The following is a 21,656-nucleotide window of genomic DNA, read 5'->3' as shown; positions in this document are numbered from 1 at the left end:
AGGGCGGAACGCGACTATGCAAGCTTTATTGATCGCATTTCTCTGCGTGGCGACATCGGCGGCAAGCCTGGCGGCGGACACCCTGGCACGGGCCCGCGAGACCGGGACATTGCGGCTTGGCTTCCGGGTCGATGCGCCCCCGTATTCCTATCGGACGACCAGCGGCGAACCCTCCGGCTATATCGTCGATCTCTGCCGCGAAGTCGCCGCCGGCGTGAAGAAGGCGCAGGGTCTGCCTGCGCTCAAGATCGACTATGTCGAGGTCTCGTCCACGGCTCGCCTGGAGGCGTTGCGCGACGGCAAGATCGATATTCTCTGCGATCCGACATCGATGACCATGTCGCGCCGCGCCATGGTCGATTTCTCGCTCCCGACCTTCATCGATGGCGCCGGCGTCCTGCATCGGACCAATGAACTGACGCGGCTCGAGGACCTGCGCGGCAAGAAGATCGGCGTGCTCCGGGGCACGACGACCGAGGAGGTCCTGAAGACGACTTTGACGCAACTCGGGATCGAGGCCGAGATCGTTCCGATGCTGGCTCATCCCGACGGGGTCCGCAGCCTGGCGGCGGGAAAGATCGACGCCTATTTCGCCGATCGCGGGATCCTGAGCTATCACCTGCTCAACAGCGAGAACCGCTCCGGGATGAAGCTCTCCGACCAGTATTTCACCTTCGAGACCTATGCGCTGGCTCTGCCGCGCGGCGATGAAAAGCTGCGCCTGCTTGTCGATGCCACGCTGGCGGAGCTCTATCGCACCGATCGCGTGAAGCAGATCTATGCCCGCAGTTTTGGAAGCTTCCCGCCGGATCAGTTCATCCGTGCCCTCTTCGTCATCAATGGCGTGCCGAAATGAGGGGATTGGGTGCCTGACCTGACAGGTCTCGAGGCTCCGACAAAAGTATTCGCCGGCGGAGACCGATCTCGAAGGAGGCCAGCTCCATGCAGGACTACACGCTCTATTACTGGTCGGTCCCGTTTCGCGGTCAGTTCGTGCGGGCGGTGCTGGCATGGGCCGGCAAGACCTGGCACGAAGCCGGCGACGGCGAGATCGCAAAGCTGATGGACGAGCCGGTCGAGCTCGTGCCGGTCCCGTTCATGGGGCCGCCGCTGCTGATCGACAACGCGAATGGCTTCGCCATTGCACAGATGCCCGCCATCATTCTCTATCTCGGCGAGACGCTCGGCCTCATGCCGGCCACGCCGCCCTTGCGGGCGTTGACCATGAAGATCGTCAACGACGCCAATGACGTCATCGACGAAATCACGCTGCAAGGCGGCCAGTCGATGTGGACGCAAGAGCGCTGGCGCGAATTCGTGCCGCGGCTGGAGAAATGGATGTCGTTCTGGGAGGAGACGGGGCGTCGGCACGGGCTGACGGCAGAGGCTGGTTTTCTCCTCGGCGGCAAGGCGCCGGGCATCGCCGATGTCGTGACCGCAACCGTGTGGACGACGATGGCCGATCGCTTCCCCGTCATCGCATCGATCTTCGACGAGACCGCGCCGCTCACGAGCGGGCTTGCGCGCCGCGTCTCCGCCCTGCCCCCCTTGGCCGCATTGGCCGAGAAGGCCCGCAGGGACTATGGCGACGAAACCTATTGCGGCGGTCAGATCGGAATGGCTCTGCGCAAGGTCGCTGGCGAAACCGCGCATCGCTGAAGATGGCGCAGCCGTCTCCCCTCTCCGGAACAACGGCGAAGGCGCGCAACCTCTCGGAATGGCCAAGGCAACGGCGCCTCAGGGAGCCCGCATTGACCTCGGAAGCCAGCGGCTGTCCGCTCAGGTTGCCGCTTGCGGAACAGATTCCGATTGGATCACGTCCTGGCCTTGAAGCGCGCCGCCTCTTCCGAACCGTGGGTGGCGTCGCCGGCGCTATAAGAATGCGCGCCAGCGCCCGCGAGCTTGCCGCCATCGACGATCAGATATTCCTCCCGGATCGGCCGGCCTTCGAACCAGCATTCCAGGATTTCGCGCGTGCCTGCGGCGTAGCGGGCTTGGGCGGAGAGCGTAGATCCCGAGATATGCGGCGTCATGCCGTGATGCGACATTGATCGCCAAGGATGGTCCTGGGGGGCCGGCTGCGGGAACCAGACATCGCCAGCATAGCCGCCGAGCTGCCCGCCCTCCAGAGCGCGGGTCACAGCGTCACGATTGCAGATCTTGCCGCGCGCCGTGTTCACCAGATAGGCGCCGCGTTTCATCCTGGCGATCATCGCCTCGTCGAAGAGATTCTCTGTCTCCGGATGCAGAGGTGCATTGATCGTGACGACATCGCAAAAGCCAACCATGGATGCCGCGTCCGCGTGGAAGGTAACGCCAAGTTCCTGCTCGACCGCCAGCGGAAGACGGTGGCGGTCGGTGTAGTGCAGCTTCACGTCGAACGGCTTCAACCGGCGCAGCACGGCGCTGCCGATCCGGCCGGCACCGACGGTTCCGATCTGCATCCCCTCGATATCGTAAGAGCGCGCGACGCAATCGGCGATGTTCCAGCCCCCACGGAGCACCCACTGATAGGAGGGGATGTAGTTTCGCACGAGCGCCAGGATCATCATGACCACATGTTCAGAGACGCTGATCGAGTTGCAGTAGGTCACCTCGGCAACCGTTACACCACGATCCATCGCGGCTTGAAGGTCGACATGGTCTGATCCAATGCCGGCCGTGATCGCAAGCTTCAGTTTGCTCGCCTTGGCAATGCGCTCTTCGGTCAGATAGGCCGGCCAGAAGGGCTGCGAGATCACGATTTCGGCGTCGGGGAGCTCGCGTTCGAAAACGCTGCCGGGACCGTCTTTGTCCGAGGTCACAACCAGGCTGTGCCCGGCGCTTTCGAGAAATTTCCTCAGGCCGAGTTCGCCCGACACACTGCCGAGCAGAACCCCTGGTTCAAAGTCGATCGCCTTCGGCGTGGGAAGTGTCTGGCCGCCGGGGTAGCGGTCGAGTTCCGGCAGACCGTCCCGCGCATATCCTGCCGGGTAACCGTCGGCTGGATCGTCATAGAGGACGCAAACAACCTTTGCCATTTTATATCTTCCTTCGTCAGGCACGAAGAGGAAGACGCTTGATTGTCACTGCTGCCCGCCAAGACGATGATCATCGGCGGCCCGCTCTGAAGTGTCGGAGGCCAGCTGATCCTGGCGCTTCCTCGATCGGAAAGTTGCGCGCTAGTCCAAATAAGATGGAGAAGCCGGACATGGTTTCAAGACCGGAGGACAGTGGCCTGCCTCCCTGAAAAGTGGTCCTCCCGGAGGTATGGCTTTTGAGCGGACGGAGGACTGAAGAAATGGCCTGTCTCTCTTCTTCGGCATAATGGGCATCCTCCAAGGCTCAAAGGTGTTGGGACCAGCGCGATCTGGCTCTGGCGACCTCGCTGCGGCGATCCTTGGTCAGATTTGGCGGATCGGCTGTTTCGAACCAGGACCGCGACGCGTGCGCTGATGCCCTACAGGTGCTGGAGATCTACCAGCGCCTCCCGTAATACCCAACAACTGGTCGGTTATTGTAGTATGCGGCGCGGCGAATGCCCGCACGAACGACAGGTCGGCCATAGTAGCCGCCGCCATAGTAGCTTCCCCCGTAGTATCCGCCGCCATAATAGCCGCTGCCGCCATAGTAAGTTGAGGCCGGCGTGTTGTAATAGACGGTCTGCGGATAGCCGCTCACGATTCCCGGATCGCAATATCCGCTGCCGTAATATGTGGTGGTGGCATAGGAAGCGTCGCCATAGCCGCCATAGGCATTATAGCCGTATGCGGCGGGAGCGGCGTAGCCATAGCCTGAACCGTAGCCGCTGCCGTAATAGGCAGCACCAGCTGCCAGACCGACGCCCGCTGCGAGCGCCCGACCACCGTAGTAACGGTTGCCGTAGTAACCGCCACGGTATGCCGCCCCACGGTAAGCTCCACGGTATCCGGCACGGTACGCGCCACGATATCCAACGCGGTAGCCACCGCCAATGGCAGTGCCTCGGTATCCACCGGCGCCGATACCACGGTGTTGGGCTTCGGCATCACTCGCGGTGAAGACGAGACTGCCAACGCCAATCAGAGCGACAACAGGGAGGGCAAGGAGCGTATTCATGACTTCACCTGCGCAAAGCCCACCACTGGATTGCAGACGCGGCTGGGCTTCTCCGCGAGGCAATTCGGTGAATTCCTTAACGGAATGATAACATGTTTGTTTCGATGAGTCCCAGAGGCATCGCCACGCCGGGCTGCCTTCCTGTGCTGCGACTGCCAAGTCCGCAGCGCGCCCAGATCAGCGACGCCTGCGTTTGCGATCTTACCTAAAGGCAGGCGGACAACATCCGGGCGTCCCCCGCACTTGATGGCCAAGGGGCGGGATGACGTACCTCGCCATCAGCGAAGCTCCGAACCGCCCCCTCATGATTGGTTCTGATCGACGCAGCGCCACCCCGACGCCGCCACGATCAATGGCTCATCAAACAGCAGATCGACGCATGATCAAGGAGATCACGCGTGACGCCGCCGAATATCCACTCGCGCGTTCGGCTGTGACCATAGGCACCGGACACCAAGAGGTCCGCGCCTTCCTGCCGGGCCCGGTGGATCAGTTCGTTGGCGATGCGGGCGTCCCGTATCGCGCTGTCCTGGACAAGATCGGCGGTGATGCCGTGATGACGCAAATAGTCCTGCAGGTCTTGCGCGCTCGATCTCTCGGCGCTTTCTCCGGCTGTGACGACGAACACGCCTTCGGCAGTCTTCAGGAAGGGCAACGCATCGCAGACCGCGCGGCGCGCTTCACGCGTGTTCTTCCAGGCAATGACGATACGCTGCGCCGAAAGGCGGTCAGAGGTGGGCGGCACGAGCAGGACAGGGCGCCCGGCTTCCAGCACGATCGCCCCGGGATCGACGGCGAAGCGCCAGTCCCGGTGGTCGCCGCTCCCCTGTCGGCCGACGATCAGGAGATCGGCAGCAGAGGCCTGCTCGAGAAGAAATGGTGCCGACTCGTCCATACCGGTTCGCAACGACGTGCTTTCGCCGGACTTGGCGACCTTGATGAAATTGGCCTCGATCTGCTGCAATTCTTCCGCAGCGATCTCGCGCCATTGCTCGATCAGCGTCTGGGCGGAAAAACCGGCCTCCAAGGGAAGAGCGGGAATGATGCAGCGCGATGCCGAGCCGATCAAGCGCGCATGGAAGCGCTCTGCCAAGCCGACCGCAAGCGCAGTCCGGCTGGCCGCATGAGGGCCGAGATCCAGATTCACCATCAGGCTCGCGTAGGATGACATGACAACGCTCCTTGCAGTCGATGTCGCTGTGCCACCACGGCCAAGACAGGTTTGCGTTGACCTACCGCAATAACGGCCCGATTTTACTCGTCGGTCAGCTCTATCCGTAGACCTCCTGCCTGCACCGCGTTCCTGCGCTGCCAGCACTTGGCCGGCAACAACAGACCTGGCGGAGAGAGGCTCTGCATGACCCGACGGCGAGCAATCCGAGACGTCATGCGTCAAGCAGTGGCTTGCGGTGACATTGTTCTGTCGCAAAGCCGAGCAGCCACACGTGCAGTAGCATCAGTTGAGGATACCCCAGGACATTCTGAATCGCGGAGGCGGCAATGAAAACGACAATCAAGCACGGGCCGGAATCCTGCAGGTCGGACCCGCCGATGTTCACGATCGAGACTGTTGAAGATTATAAGATCGCAAGGCGGCGGCTCAAAGCGCTCACCGTGCAGGACGGCAGCAGCTACCGCGAATCGGTAGCGCTCAGGGAGGCTATTCGGATCTGGGAAGCGGACCACGCTGGCGTGACTGAGCCGCCGGCTCGGGCGCCTTGACCGCGCGGTCAAGGAACTCCCTGCGTTCACCGAACCGCCGCGCCACGGCCCCGCGAACGCGCCCTCGCCTTCCGGTCGCAGGTCAGCGAATTTTGATTCGTTTGACTCGTCAAGCCCCCATTCCGTCGCTAGCCTAGCAAGCGAGGATCTTGAACGGGAGGTGGCTATGCCGAACGCCGACACCGTGACGATTGGCTCCCTGGAAGACCGCAAGGCTGCCGTCCTGAGGGCGGCCGCGCTGCTCCAAAGCGCGATGGGCTCCGACGAAGACCATGAATTCGAGATGCTGACCGAGGCCATCGCCGAGTTCGACATCCTCCAGGAGGCCCTGGCGCCGGTCGAGATTCCGCCCGCCTTCATGCCGTTCATCCGCGAAGTGGCGCGGCAGCGGGCTGCCAACCAGCGCTCCTAGGCACCTGCGCACTTTCGGCAGCGCGGGCCTTTGCGTAGCGCTGCGGCGATTGCCGCGAGAGCAGGCTGCTCCATGGTTGGGGCGACGACGCACCCGACGCTTCGTGGGTCGGCGCTGCTCTGTTTCAAAAGCCGCCCCCGAATGCCATGCTCGCATCCTTCGCGCCGGTCGCTGCCCTGCGGCAGGACGGGACGGCTGGAGGTTGGCGACACGACATGAATGATACCGGCCTATGAATGATACCGGCGTGGCGACGATCGATGTGGTTTCGCATGCGGCAACAGATCCACGATCGCTGCGTCGTTTCGAAGATGAGCGCTTCCTGACGGGTCGGGGTCAGTACCAGGACGATGAGTACGTACCCGGGGCCCTGCACGCCGTGGTGCTGCGCTCACCCCACGCCCATGCCGACATCCTTGCGATCGATGCGCAAGCCGCGAAAAGCCTGCCTGGGGTCACAGCCATCTATACCGCAGCGGAGATCGAGGATCTCGGCCCACTGCCCTGCTCGCTCACGCTGAAGGCCGAGCCGCCGCTGATCGTGCCGCCGCGTTTCCCCCTGGCGCGCGGGCGCGTCCGCCATGTCGGGGACCCCGTCGCCTTCGTCGTGGCCGAAAGCGCGGACGCGGCGCGCCAGGCCTGCGAGCTGATTGCCGTCGACTACGAGATCCTGCCTGCGGTCACGGAGCTCGCCGCAGCTGCCGGGCCCACCGCTCCAGAGATCTGGCCGCAAGCAGCGGGCAATCTCGCCCTGCGCTACCGTCTCGGCGATGACGATGCCGTCGCCGCCGCATTCCGCCGCGCCGCACATGTCGTGACCTGCCGGCTCGTGAACAACCGGATCACGGCTGCCGCCCTGGAGCCGCGGGCGGCGCTCGGGCGCTTCGACGCGGAGAGCGGCCGCTACCGGCTCTCGCTCAGCGGCGCCTCCGTTCACGACATCCGCCGCGAGCTTGGCCTCGTTCTCAAGGTCGGGCCCGAGCGGATCGATGTCGCCTGCCCCGATGTCGGCGGCGGCTTTGGCATGAAGAATGTCACCTACCCCGAATATGCGCTCGTGCTGATCGCGGCGCAGCGCCTGGGCCGGCCGGTGCGCTGGCTTGCCGAGCGGATCGAGGATTTCGCCGGCGGCGCCCATGCCCGCGACAACCTGACGACGGGCCGCCTCGCCCTCGATGCCAGAGGCCGTTTCCTGGCGCTGGCCGTGGAAACCATCGCCAATCTCGGCGCCTATGTCTCCTCGCTCGGGCCCGGCAGTTCGACGACCGCGCCGACGCCCGCCATGGGTGGGCTCTATGACATTCCGGCGATGAGCATGGATGTCCGCTGCGTCTTCACCAACACCGCGCCGGTCGACGCCTATCGCGGCGCCGGCAAGCCGGAGGCGAACTACCTGATCGAACGTTTGGCGGACGAGGCGGCGCATCTGCTGCGGATCGATCCGGCCGTGCTGCGCAAACGTAATTTCATCCGCAGCTTCCCCTATCGAAAGCCCTTTGGCGCTGTCCTCGACTGCGGTGCCTTCACGGGGAATCTCGAGCGCGTGCTGGCGGCGGCCGACCGCGCCGGCTTCCGCCGCCGCCGCGCCGCCTCGCGCCGGCGCGGACAATTGCGGGGCTTCGGCATCGGCTGCTTCCTGGAAACCGCGCGCGGCGGACCGAATGAGGATGCCTGGCTCAGCTTCCGCGCCGACGGCCGGGTCGAGATGGCGGTCGGCACCCAGTCGAACGGCCAGGGGCACGAGACGAGCTTTGCGCAGGTCCTGTCGCAACAGCTCGGCCTGCCGGCCGAGCATTTCCATCTCGTGCAGGGCGACACGGCGCGCGTCCCCACCGGCGGCGGCCATGGCGGCGCCCGCTCGCTGCATATGGGGGGCGGCGCCCTCGTCCTGGCGGCGCGTGCCTTGATCCGGGCCGCCAAACCCGCCGCCGCAGAGTTGCTCCAGGCCCCAACCGAGGCCGTGCTCTTCCAGGACGGCTGGTTCCGTTCGCCCGGCGCCGGCAACGTCGCTCTCGCGACCGTCGCGCGCCATATCGGGGAGACGACCGGCCGGGCGCTCTCAGGCCATGGCGCCCATCGCGACGCCCCCCTCACCTTCCCGAACGGCGCGCAGACGGCCGAGGTCGAGATCGATCCCGAGACCGGCGCAGTGACGCTGCTGCGCTATGTCGCCGTCGACGACTACGGCACCCTGATCAACCCGCTCCTGACAGAGGCCCAGGTCCATGGCGGCCTGGCGCAGGGCATCGGCCAGGCGCTGATGGAGGACATCCGCTACGATCCGGAAGGCGGCCAGCTCCTCAGCGCGACCTTCATGGACTACGCGCTGCCGCGCGCAGCCGACCTACCCTGTTTCGAGCTCTCGCTGGTCGAGCTGCCGACGACGGCCAACCCGCTCGGCGTCAAGGGCGCCGGGCAGGCCGGCTGCATCGGGGCGCCGCAGACGGTGATCCACGCGATCCTCGATGCGCTGCGCCCGCTCGGCGTCAGCCATATCGACATGCCGGCGACCCCGGCCCGGATCTGGCGCGCGATCCAGGAGGCCAGCACGTCCGCTGCGAATGAACCATGACATCACGTGGGCCTGAGATTTCAGGCCCACGTGATGTGGTTACAATGGACCGCCCTGCGCCAGGGGTCTCCATGCGTGTTCCCGGTCAGCCTCGGTGGAGAGGTCGATCGTCACCTGCGTACCCGTTCTGATACGCCGCTTCAGAATGTCGGCGCGGTCCGGATTCGTCCGCAGCGTGCCTCCGTCATGAAGCGTTTGGAGCCGCGCACGCGAGACCCGCAGCTCGGACGCCAGCAGCCGGTCGAGGCGCGTGCTGATCGGAAGCGTGACCTTCAGGTCGATTTCCAATGTCGTCCAATCGAGAGTGTCGTGCAGGACCTCCTTCTGGATATCGAACTCGGGGAATTCATCGACGCGCTGCGCCTTGCGCCTCAATGCTTCGAGATTGAAGGTCTCTCTCCGGATCCATTGCGGATCATTGGAGTGCAGCGCGTCCAGCACGACAGGATCGATGTCGCGGATATTCTGCCGCTCGAAGATCGGTCGGTTCCATGTCTTCTCGCAACTCAGGCATTTGTAGATCAGCCACGCATCAAGCTTGCGACCGTTGGCGTTGAGCCGGATCTTGCCGCTGGATTGGAAGGCTCTCAGGCCCCCGCATCCGCTGCAGGCAATCCAAGGCTGGGGAGCAGTCTGGGGAATGATGGTCCATCGGACCCGAAATGCAATGCACATGACGTCTTGGTCTTCCGTTCGGAAGTCCACCAAGAGCGTGCATGAGAAAACCCTTGCGGGTACGGCGTGGCGATGTTTCGGGCGGCTGAAGAGCTGAGACAGCGGCGCTGCTCATGGCACAAAATAACAATGCCAAACCGGTCTCTTGCCGCCACCCGATGAACAAGATCATACGCGGACAGCGCGTTGCTATCCGACAGTACGGGTGAAACTGGATTGAGACCGGTGTTTACTTAGGCAAAGTCGACCTCGATGTGCCAAAGCTCTTCACCCACAGCGATACCAGACCATCGGCCGGAGATGGAGTCCCCTGGCGTGCCGGGAAACCGAAAGCTGCAAGGTGCGGCTTCCATGCAACTTTGTGGTGCACAGAGCCGAGATCGCCCTCGCTTGGACGTCGCTACGCGGCCTATCGGCTTGTCACAAGGGCCGGTGGGTCCGGCTTGATGATCGGGATGGCGAAATCCGAGGCACGCCGTCCCTCCAGCTGGCACGGCGCAGGCCGCCCCCGTCCGTCATTGAGCCGAGAGTCCGCGCCCCAGCTAAAGCGGCGGACCTGTCCTCGAGCGCCTTCCAGTTCCGCCCACGGACGGCAATAGCCCGAAGAAGGCCGATTTCACCCGATGCTGACCGGCAGTGCGCCGCAGGTTTGGCACCTCACTGAGAGCTGCGGTCATGGCGCGGGTGATATTCACCGCCCCAACTCCCGGCAAACAGCCCTGCCATGGCCGGTGGCGGCGACCACCGAAGCGCACTGCGTTGACCCTGCAATCAATTGGGCGTAGCAGTAATATGTTACGCCTTACGCCTTAGCGCCACTGCGACGGGAGATCCCGTTAAGGCATGGCGCCTCGCACAGCTTGAAGATTTCTGCCGTCAGGAGATTTCGCACATGCAGATCCGATTTTTGCGGCCGCTTTCCCGTGTACTCGGCCTCGCGTTCCTTAGCGGAATCGCCGTCGCCGGCCTGATTAGCCCGTCTTATGCCCAGAACACCCTTGAGCGGATCAAGAGCCAGAAATCGGTCAGGGTCGGCTTCTCAAATTTCGCTCCGACGTCTTTCGTTGGGCCTGGGGGTGAGATCACTGGCTCCTCCCCCGAATTGGCGAAGGCGTTCTTCAAGAGCCTCGGCGTCGAAAAGGTCGAAGGAGTGGTCGGCGAATTCGGCTCACTGATCGGAGGCCTGCAGGCGCAGCGGTTCGACATGATCGCGGTCGCGATGCAAATCCAGCCGCGGCGCTGCGAGCAGATCGCCTTCGGTGACCCGGAGATGCAGTTGCTTCAAGGATTTGTCGTCAAGAAGGGCAACCCACTTGCGCTGAAGAGCTTCAAGGATGTGGCTGACAACAGGAACGCCCGGCTGGGAATGCTGACCGGCGCCGGGCAAATCCGTTTCGCTGACATTGCTGGGGTGACCAGGGATCAGCAGATTCTGTTCCCTGACTTCGACAAGTCGGTTGCAGGGCTGCAAGCAGGCCGCGTCGAGGCGGCGGCCGGTGCCAGCGTTGCACTGAAATACATTCTGTCGAAGATCAACAGCCCGGAGGTCGAGTTTGCCGAACTCTCCCAGCAACCCGTGGATGAAAAGGGCCAGTCGGTGACCGCCTATGCAGGCATGGGCTTCCGGCAAGGCGATACCGAGCTTCTGGGCGCATGGAACGCCTGGCTGCGCGCGGCTCGGCAATCAGGAGAGGCGCTGAGGATCATGGCGCAATTCGGCCTTGGCGAGAATGACATCGCCCCGGTCAGCGTGACCGCGCAGTCGCTCTGCCAGAACCGATAGGGTCGGGCCTGCCATTTCGCGGGAATGGCAGGCGCACATCAAACCTGAGGCCACGGGGATACCTGGGCTCGTCTTCCCGTGAGGTTGATTTCGATGACGCTCACCTATGCCGCTGCCGAAGGCCTGTCTGGGGTCAGCCTTCGACAGCAGGCGATCCAGATTCTTCGCACCCAGATCCTGATTGGCGCGCTTGCGCCCGGCCGCCTCTATTCGATCGGAGAGATTGCCGAACAGCTCAAGGTGTCGCCGACTCCAGTGCGGGAAGCCCTGCTCCATCTCGCCGGCGAGCGCCTGATCGTCATGGTCCGGAATCGAGGCTTTTCGGTTCGCGAGATCGATGACCACGACCTCGATGAACTGGCCGAATGTCGGCATTATCTCGAAGTGCCGGCAATCGTGAGCCTCACGCAGAAATCCAGGCTCGCCGGACGTGCCCTCCTCGTCGACTTGGCGTCGCAGACCGAGAAAGCGGCAGCCGAGGGCGACCTTCTCTCGTTTCTCACCGCTGACCGGCAATTTCACGTGCTCTTGCTCTCAGAGACGGGCAATTCCCGGTTGGTGGAGATGGTTGCGACCCTGAGAGATCAGACACGCCTCCACGGCCTGACGCGCTTGCGAGGCTCGCACGAACTGCTGTCCTCGGCGAAGGAGCACCGCGCGCTGATCGATCTCATCGAGGCTGGCGATGTCCCGGCAGCCCGGGAGCTCATGGCGCGGCACCTTCGGCATACCCGCGGCCTCTGGGCCGGAACAGCCAGCATTCCCGCGGAACAGAGCGTCGATCGCTGTTGACTTACAGTATGTAACCGGTAACATATTACTAAGATCAAAGCCCGTTGGAGGCTTGCAATCTCGGCCATGGAGAGCAGCTTGTCTGAGCAGAATAGACTTAAGGTCGCCGAGGCGGCCAAAGCGTTGCGCGCAGAAGCGCTCGTGATGCTGAAAGACATGACGGCCATTCCGGCCGATGCGACGACGGGGACCGGCTACCCCGAAACAGTTGCCTATCTGAAGAAGCAGCTCGCCACCTTTGCTCCCACCGAAGAGATCGACGTTCCACAAAGCTATCTCGATGACCATTGGGGAAGCGATCTGTCGCTTTCACGCGAGTATCTGCCGGTGTACCGCGCTGCTCCGCGCGTGCTTGTCACGGCGATGCTGCCGGGTCGAAGCGACGAGATCGGCATCCATCTGAACAACAACTACGATCTTTACTGGGGACCGCGAAAGGAACGCGCCGGCTCGATCGCCCAAATTCTGGCGCTCAAGGCCATCGCCAAGAGCGGTGTGAAGCTCGACAAATCGGCTTTCCTCTCTGCCACGCCCGACGCTTATATCGGCGGGGAGACCGGCGCGGGCTATCTGGTGCAGCAGGGCATGGGTCGCAGCCCGGTCGTTCTGGCCAGCAGCCTGGGCGGCCCGGATATCGTCACGGCCGGCTATAAAGGCCACTTCTGGGCGAAGATCACCGCTTTCGGCAAGGCAACGCATGGTTCGCGGCCAACGGAAGGCGTGAATGCCATCGAAGGCATGATGGCGGTACAGGACAGAGTTCGGAAACTCGCTCAGGAATTTACGGCGATCAAGACGCCCCTGGAGATCGTTCCGGCGCATGCCAACACGCCGACGATCGTCATGTGCCGCATCGCGGCCAACCTGGACGTGACGTTCATCCCGGACGAATGCGCACTCTATGTCGATCGGCGCATGAATCCCGAGGAGAAGCTGGACGATGCGATGGCGGTGCTGAGGGAACTCGTCGCTGACGCTTCGCGCGAGACCGGAATGCGAATGGAGGTCTCCTTCCCCCACACTGTTTCGAGTTCGTACACGCCACCTGAGCATCCCTTGCACAAGGCGCTGAGCGACAACCTGAAGGCCGTCACCGGACGCGAGCCCCGTTCGATCGTCTGGTCGCATTATCTTGGACTTCACTATTTCACGGCGGGCTGGGGCAGCGCGGCCGTCGCATACACCCCCGGCGCCGTCGACCACGGCAAGGTCGTGATCGAGGCGGGCGATCCCACGGTCTCGGATGACGAGCTGATGGCCGCGATCGAAGTGATCGCGCTGACGATCTACGATTTGACCACATCCGGCGCTGTCGACGCCTGACATCGATATCGGCCAAGGAGGCGGATATGCCATCTCTTCAGAAGGTAGCGCTCGTTACGGGCGCCGGATCCGGCATCGGCCGCGCCACGGCGGTAGCGTTTCTCAAGAGCGGCTATCACGTGGTGCTGACTGGCCGCAGGCTCGATGCCTTGCAGGAAACGGCCGATCTCGGCGGGTCGCCCGGGAACGCCTTGTGCGTCTCGTGCGACGTCACGCGGCCTGAGGCCGTGAGGGATCTGTTCGCTCAATGCAAACAGCGCTTTGGCCGGCTTGATGTGCTCTTCAACAATGCTGGCGTCACCCGCGGAGGATCGATCGAGGATATCGCCTACGAGGATTGGATGACGACGGTCTCGACCAATCTCACCGGCCCGTTCCTCTGCACCCAGGAGGCGTTCAGGCTGATGAAGAGCCAGACGCCTCAGGGTGGCCGGATCATCAACAACGGCTCGCTGTCCGCGCATGTTCCGCGGCCAGCCTCGGCTCCCTACAGCGCCACAAAACACGCGATAAGCGGCTTGACCAAGACGACCGCGCTGGACGGCCGCCCGTACAACATCGCCTGCGGTCAGATCGACGTCGGCAACGCGTTGACCGAGATCGCGCGTGATATGATCGAGCGCTCCAAGGCAGCAGGCAACTACGCCCAGGCCGAGCCTGTCATGGATGTCGAGCACGTTGCCCAGTCAGTGCTCCACATGGCGAACCTGCCGCTCGAGGCCAATATCCTGTCGATGACTGTCATGGCGACCAAAATGCCATTCGTGGGTCGGGGATAGGAGGAGCCTCAGCCGGCCTCGGACCAACGAGTCTTCGTGGATTCGACGTGGTTGGTGATGATCTTGTGGAGCAGCGCCTCATCCCTCGCCAGGGCAGCATCGACGAGCGCGATATGTTCCTTCGATGCCGCCACGATCTCGCGACTTCCCAATCTGGCCCGCAATCCCCTCAGCCGAGCGCGATCGCGATAGCTCATGATGAGCTCGGTGAGATGCGGCATGGCCAACGGGGCCAGGAAGGCCTGGTGGAAGCGGCGGTCGCCTTCGACATAGCTGACCAGGTCGTTCGACTGCGCGGCCTGAACAGTGGCCTCGGCGATCGCCCGGGTTTCTTGCGCGTGCTCCTCCCCCATCTTCAGTCCGGCCTCGACCGTGGAGGGAACCTCGAGCAGGAGCCGGATCTTGTGGAGCTCCTCGAGCTCTTCCGGTGTGGTCGCAGGAACGGAGAATCCGCGGTTCTTGTGGATGACGAGGAGATCCTTGCTCGCCAGATCCAGGACCGCTTCGCGAATGGGCGTCGGAGATACATCGAGACCTGCCGCCAGTTGTGCGACCGAATAGATCTCTTCGGGAACGAACTCGCCCGACATGATCTGGGCCAGCAAAAGCTGCCGGACGCGTTCACGCAGGCTGACCGTCTGCGGAATTGAGAATTGGCTTAGACGTAGCTGGGACATCGACAGTCGCCCTTGTGACGGCACGACGCTTGTAGAGACGGGGCTCCGGCGGGTCGAGAAAAATGTTGACGGCTACAGGTAATATGTTACACCTCAGCTGCATCGGACGTGATGTCTGACGCTCTCTTGCTCTCCTTACAAAGGCTTAGGCACATGCGTGAAGCAATCACCCTGCCAGGGCAGCACGCCAAGTATTATTCCGATATCGTGAAGGCGAAGGGGACGCTCGTGTTCCTCGCCGGGCAGGTCGGCTGGGACGAGAACGGCACGTGGGCGCCTGATTTCGCGAGCCAGCTGGAACTTTCCCTCGAGAATATGAAGACCGCTCTGCATGCGGCAGGCGCGACGATCGACGATGTCGTCAAAGTCAACGCCTATCTCGTCGACGTTCGGTACGGCGACGAATTCAACGAGGTCTACGCGCGTTATTTCAAGACCGACCGGCCGGTACGGACCCGTGTCCAGGCGGCGATGCTTGCGCGCGATTGCCTGGTCGAAATCGACGTCATCGCGGTGATCGACGACGCTTGAACGCGATCCATCAGAGCGGCAACGGCAATGGGATTGAAAAACTCGGATCATCTCTCGCGGCGCCTGCTCCTTTGCGGCGCGCTGGCGAGCTGGGCGGTGGTGGGAGCGTCAGCAGCGCTGTCTCAGCCGCAGGACGACAGCCTGGCGCGCATCAAGTCTCAGGGCAAAGTCCGGATTGGCTTCGCCAATATCAATCCCTACGGCTACGTGATGCCCGATGGACGGGTCACCGGGCAGGCTCCCGAACTCATCCGCGCCTTCTTCGCGGATATGGGCGTGTCCTCCCTTGAGCCCGTCGTGACGGATTTCGGTTCGCTGATCGGAGGGCTTGTAGCCAAACGCTTCGATATCGTCGCAACGGGCATGCTGATCCAGCCCGAGCGCTGCAAGATCGTGTCCTTTGGCGACCCCGAATATCAGATCAACCGCGCCTTCGCGGTCAAGAAGGGAAACCCCAAGGGCGTGACGAGCTTCGTCAGCCTGGCAAGGCACGCCGACGCGAAGATCGGCTTGTTGACGGGCGCCGGCGAGATCCGCTTTTCGGAGCTGGCCGGCATCCCCCAGGAACGCCGCCTCCTCTTCCCCGATCTTTCAGCGGCAATCGCGGGTCTTCAGGCCGGCCGGGTTGATGCCGTGGTGGCGTCGACCGTTACGATCCGCGGAGCGCTTTCGCGGGCGAATGATCCGCGCCTGGATTTCGCCGCCCTGTCCGAGCAACCCCGCGACGAATCCGGCAATGAATCGATCGGATACGGCGGCATGGCCTTTCGCAAGGACGACATTTCACTCCGTGAGGCCTGGAATACCTGGCTCGCCAAGGCCCTGAAGAGCGGCCGCGTCACGTCGATCATCGAGCCGTTCGGCTTCGGGCCGGAGACGTTGCCGAAGGAAGGCACCACTGCCGAATACGCCTGCGCGGAACGCAAATAACCGCTCGCCAAGACAAGGGGGAACACCATGAAGATCACGTCCCGGACGGCCCGTGTCGCGAATGCGCTCGCAAGCGCCCTGATCGTCAGCGCTGCGCTGTCGTTCCCGACGATTGCCCATGCCGACAGCCTGTCTTCGATCAAGAGCGAAGGCTATGCGCGGGTCGGCTTCTCGAATTTCACCCCGTGGGGCTATGTCGACGACAAGGGAGAGCTTTCAGGGGTCGAGCCGACGCTCGTCCGAGCGTTTCTCAAGTCGATCGGCGTAGACAAGATGGACGGCGTAGTCACGCAGTTCGTCTCGATCATCCCCGCACTAGATGCCAAGCGACTGGATTTCATCGGCGCCGGCATGCAAATCCGGCCCGGTCGCTGCCAGCAGATCGCTTTCGGCGAGCCGGAATGGGTCAGCACGCAGGGTTTCGTTACAAAGGCCGGCAATCCGTCCAAACTGACAAGCTTGGATGATGTGAAGAGCAATGCCGCCACCCGTCTTGCTGTTGTCGCCGGTGGCACCGAGCGGGAGTACGCCAGGATCAACGGCATCCCTGATGCTCAGGTCGTCATCTTCCCAGATCTGCCCACCGCGGCGTCTGGCATCAAGGCGGGCCGGGTCGACGCCATGATGCAGACCTCGATCACCATCCGCGGCTTGCTGGCGGGCGACAAGCATCCTGAGCTCGCCTATGTCGCAATGTCGAAGCCGCCCCTCGACAAGGATGGCAATCCGGTCATCGGATATGGGGCAGTTGGTTTCCGCAAATCGGATCCGGAGCTTCTCGCCGCCTGGAATGCCTGGCTCAAAGGAGCCAAGCAGTCGGGTGAAATTGTGCGACTGCTGGAGCCGTTCGGCTTCACGGCGGCAGATATCGCACCTGACACGATCAAGACGGCAGATCTCTGCGCCGCAAAGAACTGACCGTCGCATGCTCCAGGATGAATCGTGAACCTCCTGATTGAAATCAGTCCGGTGTTGCTGCGGGGAGCATACACAACCGTGTTGCTCACGTTGGTATCTGGGACCTGCGCGCTCCTGGTGGGCTTCGCGGTTGGGCTCGCTCGCCTGGCCCGGACCCGGTGGCTGTCCATTCCGCTGGCGATCTACATCGAGGTATTTCGCAACACGTCCTCGCTGGTCCAAATCTTCTACTTCTTCTTCGTGCTCCCTCTCATTGGGATTCGGCTCGAGGCATTCACGACAGGATGCCTCGTGCTGGCACTGAATTTCGGGGCTTATATTTCCGAGGTTGTGCGCTCAGCCATTCTTTCGATTGACCGCGGACAGCACGACGCCACCATCGCCCTGAATATGCCCACCAGCCTGAGCTACCGGCGGATCATCATCCCCCAGGCCATTCCGGTCATGCTTCCTGCCTTTGGGAATTACGCACTGGAATTGTTGAAGGCCACCTCGCTGGTTTCGCTCATAACAATCACGGAGCTGACGTTTTCCGGGGCTCAACTTGTCCAGTATTACGGGCACCCCACCCTCATCTACATGTCGATCTTCGTGATCTACCTGCTTCTGGCCTTGCCTCTAGTTGCTCTCAACAAGGCTCTTGAGCGGCACTCCGGAGGCCAGTGGAAGCCAAAGGTGCCGACGACATGAATTTCAGCCCTCAAATCACGGCGGAACTCCTCCCGGCACTGCTCAGAGGGACTGTCGTCACTCTGTACGCTACGGCCGCTGGCATGGCTGTCGCATTGGCCGTCGGGCTCTTGATCGCCGTCGCCCGCCGTGGCGGCAATCCTGTCGCCGTCCTGATCATCGACAGCTTCGTCACCGTCGTACGCAGCACGCCTCTCCTGATTCAGCTGTATCTGCTTTTCTATGTGCTTCCACTTTACGGGCCGTCGTTTAGCCCCTTGTTTACGGGCATCCTGGGCCTGGGGTTGCATTACAGCAGCTACATCTCCGAGGTCTTCAGGGCTGGCATCGATGCTGTCCCCCGCGGGCAGTGGGAAGCCTGCATCGCCCTTCAATTCTCGCGTGTAAAAACCTGGACGAGAATAATCCTACCGCAGGCTTTTCGCATCGTCCTGCCGCAAATCGGCAACTACCTCATCTCAATGTATAAGCATGCGTCCCTTCTCGCCACGATCACAGTGGTCGAGCTTCTCGGAGCGGCATTGAACTTTGCCGGTGAAACGTTCCGATACTTCGAAGCCTTCACGCTTGTCGGCATCATATACTTCGTGATCGGCTTCGCATTTTCACGTCTTGTCCGTTACCTGGAGCAGAGAACGACTTACGGCCGGGCCTGAGTGCAAAGGTCGTTTGTATGCTTCCTGCTCCTTATCGAGTGCTGAGAATGGACCATCAGAGCGCAACTGCCTCCCAAACGCCGCTGGCGGCTGAATTCGTCAATGTCTCGAAGTCGTTCGGTGCATTCACGATCATCGACGATCTGAACCTGCAGATCAGGCCGTCAGAGCGCGTCTCGCTGATCGGCCCGAGCGGCTCCGGGAAAACCACGATCCTGCGTCTTCTGATGACCTTGGAGCGACCCAACGAGGGTGAGATCAAGGTGTTTGGAGACATCCTTTCGGCCGGCGGCGAAGGATCTGCGAAAGCTCGACCGGATCGGGAATTCAGAGCGATCCGCGGCAAGATCGGCATGGTGTTCCAGCAGTTCAACCTGTTCCCGCACATGACCGCGCTCGAAAACGTCATGGAAGCGCCGGTGCAGGTGCTCGGAATGCAACGCCAGGAGGCCCGAGACCTTGCCGAGAGTCTCTTGAAACGGGTCGGCCTGGCCGAAAAGGGCGCCTCCTATCCATCGCAACTGTCAGGTGGCCAGCAGCAGCGCGTCGCGATCGCGCGGGCCTTGGCCATGAAGCCCCAGATCATGTTGTTCGACGAGATCACGTCTGCGCTTGATCCCGAGGTCATCGGTGAGGTCCTCGAGGTTGTCCATAATCTCGCCCACGAGACCAAGATGGCGATGTTGGTTGTGACGCATGAAATGGGCTTCGCCCGTGACATTGCTGATCGCGTGATCTTCATGGAACGAGGAAAGATCGTCGAAGACGGCTCTCCGGGCGAGATCTTCAACGCTCCAAGAAACGACAGAACCAAGGCGTTTCTGAACGCAATCAAGCGATAGCCGACAAAGACATCACAGCAAAACCGGCCTGATTGGACTCATGCAGTCGGGCGACGGCCGTGCATTGCCGCGAGCAAGGGAGATCACAATGTCCTCACCTACGATAATCGGAGCCCCCGAGACCGCTTCGGCTCTCGCCTACCGTCCTCTCATAGATGCATTGGCAACCGGTTTTGCGGCGGGATGTCAGGCGCCGCTGCGCCATCACCACGCGATCGATCAGGCCGGGCAGCCGCAAGCCACGCTGCTCCTGATGCCGGCGTGGAGCCATGATGGCGACGCAGACAGCCTTCTCGGCGTCAAGATCGTGACCGTATACCCCGGCAACGCCGCGAAGGGACTGCCGGGACTCGCCTCGACCTATGTGCTCTATGATGGCTCGACGGGCCAGCAACTGGCGATCATTGACGGGAACACCATTACAGCCCGCCGAACCGTCGCGACAGCGGCGCTGGGCGCCCGGTTCCTGTCGCGTGAGAACGCACGAAGCCTACTGCTGCTCGGCTCCGGTCGGGTTGCCAGCCTCGTCCCCGGAGCGATGCGAGCCGTTCGACCGATCGACAAGGTCGCGGTCTGGGACATCGATGGCGTCGGCGCGCGCCGTCTGGCAGACAACCTCACCGCCAATGGTTTTCAAGCAACCGTCGTCGACAATCTCGAGCATGCGGTCGGCGAGGCCGACATTATTTCGGCAGCGACGTTGTCGACGCACCCTCTCCTTCGCGGTGATTGGGTTCGCCCGGGTACGCATGTGGATCTGATCGGCAGCTTCACGCCGACAATGCGTGAAGCGGACGATCGTCTGATGGCGGCTGCGATGATCTATGTCGATACAAGCGACGCGCTGCACGAGTCCGGCGATCTCATTCAGCCGATTGATGCGGGGGTCATCACCGCTTCCGACGTGCGGGCAACACTGACGGAACTGTGCAGGGGCTCCGCTTTCGGGCGCCAATCCGCCGAGCAGACGACCGTGTTCAAGGCCGTCGGATCGTCATTGGCCGATCTTGTCGCGGCCCGCCTTGTCTACCGTACCTTGAAGGCTCCCGAGCAGCAGATGCGCCTGAACACCGCCTCCTAATGGGTCGCGCGGCCCCATCGGGGCGACCTGGTGAGAAACCCTGTGATCTTCCGAGGAATCCCATGCAAAGCAACCGCGTTATTCATGTTGTCAGTTGTCATGCCGAGGGCGAGGTCGGCGACGTCATCGTGGGCGGCGTTCTGCCGCCGCCGGGCGAGACGATCTGGGAGCAGGCGCAGTTCATCGCCCGCGATCAGGGATTGCGGAACTTTGTGCTCAACGAGCCTCGAGGCGGCGTATTCCGCCATGTCAATCTCCTGGTGCCCCCCAAGGACCCCAGAGCCCATACCGGCTGGATCATCATGGAACCCGGCGATACCCCACCGATGTCCGGCTCAAACTCGATCTGCGTTTCGACCGTCCTGCTCAACAGCGGCATCGTCCCGATGCAGGAACCAATCACACGCCTCATCCTTGAACCTCCGGGAGGGCTGATCGAAGTCGAGGCCGAATGCAGGGACGGCAAGGCCGAGCGCATCCGGGTCCGGAACCATCCCTCCTTCGTGGACAAGCTCGATGCGCAACTCGAGATCCCTGGCATCGGCACGATGGCGGTCGACATTGCCTGGGGCGGCGACAGCTTCGTCATCATCGATGCGCCGTCGCTCGGGCTCGCAATCCGGCCGGACCAAGCCCGTGACATTGCCGAGATTGGCGTCCGCGTTACGAATGCAGCCAACGAACAGCTGGGTTTCTCTCATCCGACCAACGGCTGGGACCATATCTCCTTTTGCCAGATGACCGAGCCGGTGACACGAAGGGACGGCGTCATGCACGGCACAAGCGCCGTGGCGATCCAGCCGGGCAAGATCGATCGATCGCCGTGCGGAACGGGGTGTTCGGCGCGGATGGCGGTCCTTAACGCACGCGGCGAATTGGCTGTTGGCGAACGGTTTGTCGGGCGGTCGATTGTCGATACCGAGTTCGATTGCCTGCTGGAATCGGAAGCGGACCTGGGCGGCAAGCGAGCGATTGTCCCGGTGATTTCGGGCCGTGCCTGGATCACCGGCATCCATCAGCACATGCTGGACCCCACGGACCCATTCCCGGCCGGCTATCGGCTGTCCGATACCTGGCCAATGCAAGAACTGCAGAAATAGCGGAGCGATCTCTTCCCCGGGTCTTTCTCGAATCCAATCGTAAAATATTACGCGTAGCACCTTAGCTGCCCATAAATGGGCATTCCGCGAACCCAT

Annotated in this window: 22 protein-coding genes; 17 read left to right on the top strand and 5 right to left on the bottom strand. The window is 62.5% G+C overall.

The window, feature by feature from the left end:
• The first annotated feature begins 16 nt into the window (after positions 1–16).
• Positions 17–856 (top strand): amino acid ABC transporter substrate-binding protein, encoded by an 840-nt coding sequence (locus AB4118_RS19015; RefSeq protein ID WP_441491212.1) that lies wholly within the window; start codon positions 17–19, stop codon positions 854–856.
• A gap of 86 nt (positions 857–942) precedes the next feature.
• Entirely contained in the window at positions 943–1,659 is a 717-nt protein-coding gene (locus AB4118_RS19010; RefSeq protein WP_441491211.1) for a glutathione S-transferase, read from the top strand.
• A 155-nt stretch (positions 1,660–1,814) separates the two neighbouring features.
• Here AB4118_RS19010 and AB4118_RS19005 read toward each other — a convergent pair whose 3' ends face one another.
• From AB4118_RS19005 to AB4118_RS18995, 3 genes are all read right to left on the bottom strand, one after another.
• A complete protein-coding gene (locus tag AB4118_RS19005) occupies positions 1,815–3,020 on the bottom strand; it encodes an NAD-dependent formate dehydrogenase (protein ID WP_441491210.1) in 1,206 nt (401 codons plus the stop codon).
• Between the two features lie 436 nt (positions 3,021–3,456).
• Positions 3,457–4,077 (bottom strand): hypothetical protein, encoded by a 621-nt coding sequence (locus tag AB4118_RS19000; RefSeq protein ID WP_441491209.1) that lies wholly within the window; start codon positions 4,075–4,077, stop codon positions 3,457–3,459.
• A 349-nt stretch (positions 4,078–4,426) separates the two neighbouring features.
• The gene (locus AB4118_RS18995) at positions 4,427–5,248 is read right to left on the bottom strand and encodes a universal stress protein (protein ID WP_441491208.1); all 822 of its coding nucleotides are present in this window, start codon (positions 5,246–5,248) and stop codon (positions 4,427–4,429) included.
• Positions 5,249–5,577: 329 nt separating this feature from the next.
• On the opposite strand from AB4118_RS18995, the gene AB4118_RS18990 reads away from it, so the two are divergent.
• The 3 genes from AB4118_RS18990 to AB4118_RS18980 all read left to right on the top strand — a co-directional run bounded on the left by AB4118_RS18990 (position 5,578) and on the right by AB4118_RS18980 (position 8,783).
• A complete protein-coding gene (locus AB4118_RS18990) occupies positions 5,578–5,799 on the top strand; it encodes a hypothetical protein (RefSeq protein WP_441491207.1) in 222 nt (73 codons plus the stop codon).
• Positions 5,800–5,965: 166 nt separating this feature from the next.
• Entirely contained in the window at positions 5,966–6,211 is a 246-nt protein-coding gene (locus AB4118_RS18985) for a hypothetical protein (protein ID WP_441491206.1), read from the top strand.
• Between the two features lie 232 nt (positions 6,212–6,443).
• On the top strand, positions 6,444–8,783 hold the full coding sequence (locus tag AB4118_RS18980; RefSeq protein ID WP_441491205.1) for a xanthine dehydrogenase family protein molybdopterin-binding subunit: 2,340 nt from the start codon (positions 6,444–6,446) through the stop codon (positions 8,781–8,783).
• 39 nt (positions 8,784–8,822) lie between these two features.
• Here the strand turns inward: AB4118_RS18980 and AB4118_RS18975 are convergent, their stop codons facing one another.
• Positions 8,823–9,458: a DUF1062 domain-containing protein gene (locus AB4118_RS18975; RefSeq protein WP_441491204.1), complete on the bottom strand. Its 636-nt coding sequence runs from the start codon at positions 9,456–9,458 to the stop codon at positions 8,823–8,825.
• Between the two features lie 892 nt (positions 9,459–10,350).
• Here AB4118_RS18975 and ehuB (AB4118_RS18970) point away from each other — a divergent pair.
• From ehuB (AB4118_RS18970) to AB4118_RS18955, 4 genes are all read left to right on the top strand, one after another.
• Positions 10,351–11,241, top strand: a complete 891-nt coding sequence (gene ehuB / locus AB4118_RS18970) for an ectoine/hydroxyectoine ABC transporter substrate-binding protein EhuB (RefSeq protein ID WP_441491203.1) — start codon at positions 10,351–10,353, stop codon at positions 11,239–11,241.
• Between the two features lie 93 nt (positions 11,242–11,334).
• Positions 11,335–12,033: a GntR family transcriptional regulator gene (locus AB4118_RS18965; protein WP_441491202.1), complete on the top strand. Its 699-nt coding sequence runs from the start codon at positions 11,335–11,337 to the stop codon at positions 12,031–12,033.
• 66 nt (positions 12,034–12,099) lie between these two features.
• Positions 12,100–13,356 carry a peptidase dimerization domain-containing protein gene (locus AB4118_RS18960; protein ID WP_441491201.1) on the top strand — a complete coding sequence of 419 codons (1,257 nt, stop codon included), beginning with the start codon at positions 12,100–12,102 and terminating at the stop codon, positions 13,354–13,356.
• Between the two features lie 26 nt (positions 13,357–13,382).
• A complete protein-coding gene (locus AB4118_RS18955; protein WP_441491200.1) occupies positions 13,383–14,135 on the top strand; it encodes an SDR family oxidoreductase in 753 nt (250 codons plus the stop codon).
• Positions 14,136–14,143: 8 nt separating this feature from the next.
• Here the strand turns inward: AB4118_RS18955 and AB4118_RS18950 are convergent, their stop codons facing one another.
• A complete protein-coding gene (locus AB4118_RS18950) occupies positions 14,144–14,812 on the bottom strand; it encodes a GntR family transcriptional regulator (RefSeq protein ID WP_441491199.1) in 669 nt (222 codons plus the stop codon).
• Positions 14,813–14,965: 153 nt separating this feature from the next.
• Here AB4118_RS18950 and AB4118_RS18945 point away from each other — a divergent pair, with 153 nt between their 5' ends.
• The 8 genes from AB4118_RS18945 to AB4118_RS18910 all read left to right on the top strand — a co-directional run bounded on the left by AB4118_RS18945 (position 14,966) and on the right by AB4118_RS18910 (position 21,560).
• Complete coding sequence (locus AB4118_RS18945; protein WP_441491198.1) at positions 14,966–15,343, top strand: RidA family protein; 378 nt, start codon at positions 14,966–14,968, stop codon at positions 15,341–15,343.
• A 33-nt stretch (positions 15,344–15,376) separates the two neighbouring features.
• Positions 15,377–16,273, top strand: a complete 897-nt coding sequence (gene ehuB / locus AB4118_RS18940) for an ectoine/hydroxyectoine ABC transporter substrate-binding protein EhuB (protein ID WP_441491197.1) — start codon at positions 15,377–15,379, stop codon at positions 16,271–16,273.
• A 27-nt stretch (positions 16,274–16,300) separates the two neighbouring features.
• Positions 16,301–17,191 carry an ectoine/hydroxyectoine ABC transporter substrate-binding protein EhuB gene (gene ehuB, locus AB4118_RS18935; RefSeq protein ID WP_441491196.1) on the top strand — a complete coding sequence of 297 codons (891 nt, stop codon included), beginning with the start codon at positions 16,301–16,303 and terminating at the stop codon, positions 17,189–17,191.
• A gap of 24 nt (positions 17,192–17,215) precedes the next feature.
• On the top strand, positions 17,216–17,881 hold the full coding sequence (locus AB4118_RS18930; protein WP_441491195.1) for an amino acid ABC transporter permease: 666 nt from the start codon (positions 17,216–17,218) through the stop codon (positions 17,879–17,881).
• A complete protein-coding gene (ehuD, locus tag AB4118_RS18925) occupies positions 17,878–18,537 on the top strand; it encodes an ectoine/hydroxyectoine ABC transporter permease subunit EhuD (RefSeq protein WP_441491194.1) in 660 nt (219 codons plus the stop codon). Before AB4118_RS18930 ends, ehuD begins: the two co-directional genes overlap by 4 nt.
• Before the next feature lie 17 nt (positions 18,538–18,554).
• Positions 18,555–19,379, top strand: a complete 825-nt coding sequence (gene ehuA / locus AB4118_RS18920; RefSeq protein ID WP_441491193.1) for an ectoine/hydroxyectoine ABC transporter ATP-binding protein EhuA — start codon at positions 18,555–18,557, stop codon at positions 19,377–19,379.
• A gap of 82 nt (positions 19,380–19,461) precedes the next feature.
• The gene (gene lhpI, locus AB4118_RS18915) at positions 19,462–20,460 is read left to right on the top strand and encodes a bifunctional Delta(1)-pyrroline-2-carboxylate/Delta(1)-piperideine-2-carboxylate reductase (RefSeq protein WP_441491366.1); all 999 of its coding nucleotides are present in this window, start codon (positions 19,462–19,464) and stop codon (positions 20,458–20,460) included.
• A gap of 62 nt (positions 20,461–20,522) precedes the next feature.
• Positions 20,523–21,560 carry a trans-3-hydroxy-L-proline dehydratase gene (locus AB4118_RS18910; RefSeq protein WP_441491192.1) on the top strand — a complete coding sequence of 346 codons (1,038 nt, stop codon included), beginning with the start codon at positions 20,523–20,525 and terminating at the stop codon, positions 21,558–21,560.
• Positions 21,561–21,656: the final 96 nt, after the last annotated feature.

The organism is Allobosea sp. 2RAB26 (assembly GCF_052115465.1).
Taxonomy (GTDB): Bacteria; Pseudomonadota; Alphaproteobacteria; order Rhizobiales; family Beijerinckiaceae; genus Allobosea.
This window is presented reverse-complemented; position numbering and strand designations above follow the sequence as displayed.

Coding starts and splice junctions, on each gene's coding strand:
- ehuA (WP_441491193.1), top strand. CDS start 18,555: ATGCTTCCTGCTCCTTATCGAGTGCTGAGAATGGACCATCAGAGCGCA.
- AB4118_RS19010 (WP_441491211.1), top strand. CDS start 943: ATGCAGGACTACACGCTCTATTACTGGTCGGTCCCGTTTCGCGGTCAG.
- AB4118_RS18975 (WP_441491204.1), bottom strand. CDS start 9,458: ATGTGCATTGCATTTCGGGTCCGATGGACCATCATTCCCCAGACTGCT.
- AB4118_RS19015 (WP_441491212.1), top strand. CDS start 17: ATGCAAGCTTTATTGATCGCATTTCTCTGCGTGGCGACATCGGCGGCA.
- AB4118_RS18980 (WP_441491205.1), top strand. CDS start 6,444: ATGAATGATACCGGCGTGGCGACGATCGATGTGGTTTCGCATGCGGCA.
- AB4118_RS18950 (WP_441491199.1), bottom strand. CDS start 14,812: ATGTCCCAGCTACGTCTAAGCCAATTCTCAATTCCGCAGACGGTCAGC.
- ehuB (WP_441491203.1), top strand. CDS start 10,351: ATGCAGATCCGATTTTTGCGGCCGCTTTCCCGTGTACTCGGCCTCGCG.
- AB4118_RS18995 (WP_441491208.1), bottom strand. CDS start 5,248: ATGTCATCCTACGCGAGCCTGATGGTGAATCTGGATCTCGGCCCTCAT.
- AB4118_RS18910 (WP_441491192.1), top strand. CDS start 20,523: ATGCAAAGCAACCGCGTTATTCATGTTGTCAGTTGTCATGCCGAGGGC.
- AB4118_RS19005 (WP_441491210.1), bottom strand. CDS start 3,020: ATGGCAAAGGTTGTTTGCGTCCTCTATGACGATCCAGCCGACGGTTAC.
- AB4118_RS18990 (WP_441491207.1), top strand. CDS start 5,578: ATGAAAACGACAATCAAGCACGGGCCGGAATCCTGCAGGTCGGACCCG.
- ehuB (WP_441491196.1), top strand. CDS start 16,301: ATGAAGATCACGTCCCGGACGGCCCGTGTCGCGAATGCGCTCGCAAGC.
- AB4118_RS18960 (WP_441491201.1), top strand. CDS start 12,100: ATGGAGAGCAGCTTGTCTGAGCAGAATAGACTTAAGGTCGCCGAGGCG.
- AB4118_RS18955 (WP_441491200.1), top strand. CDS start 13,383: ATGCCATCTCTTCAGAAGGTAGCGCTCGTTACGGGCGCCGGATCCGGC.
- AB4118_RS19000 (WP_441491209.1), bottom strand. CDS start 4,077: ATGAATACGCTCCTTGCCCTCCCTGTTGTCGCTCTGATTGGCGTTGGC.
- ehuD (WP_441491194.1), top strand. CDS start 17,878: ATGAATTTCAGCCCTCAAATCACGGCGGAACTCCTCCCGGCACTGCTC.
- AB4118_RS18985 (WP_441491206.1), top strand. CDS start 5,966: ATGCCGAACGCCGACACCGTGACGATTGGCTCCCTGGAAGACCGCAAG.
- AB4118_RS18965 (WP_441491202.1), top strand. CDS start 11,335: ATGACGCTCACCTATGCCGCTGCCGAAGGCCTGTCTGGGGTCAGCCTT.
- AB4118_RS18945 (WP_441491198.1), top strand. CDS start 14,966: ATGCGTGAAGCAATCACCCTGCCAGGGCAGCACGCCAAGTATTATTCC.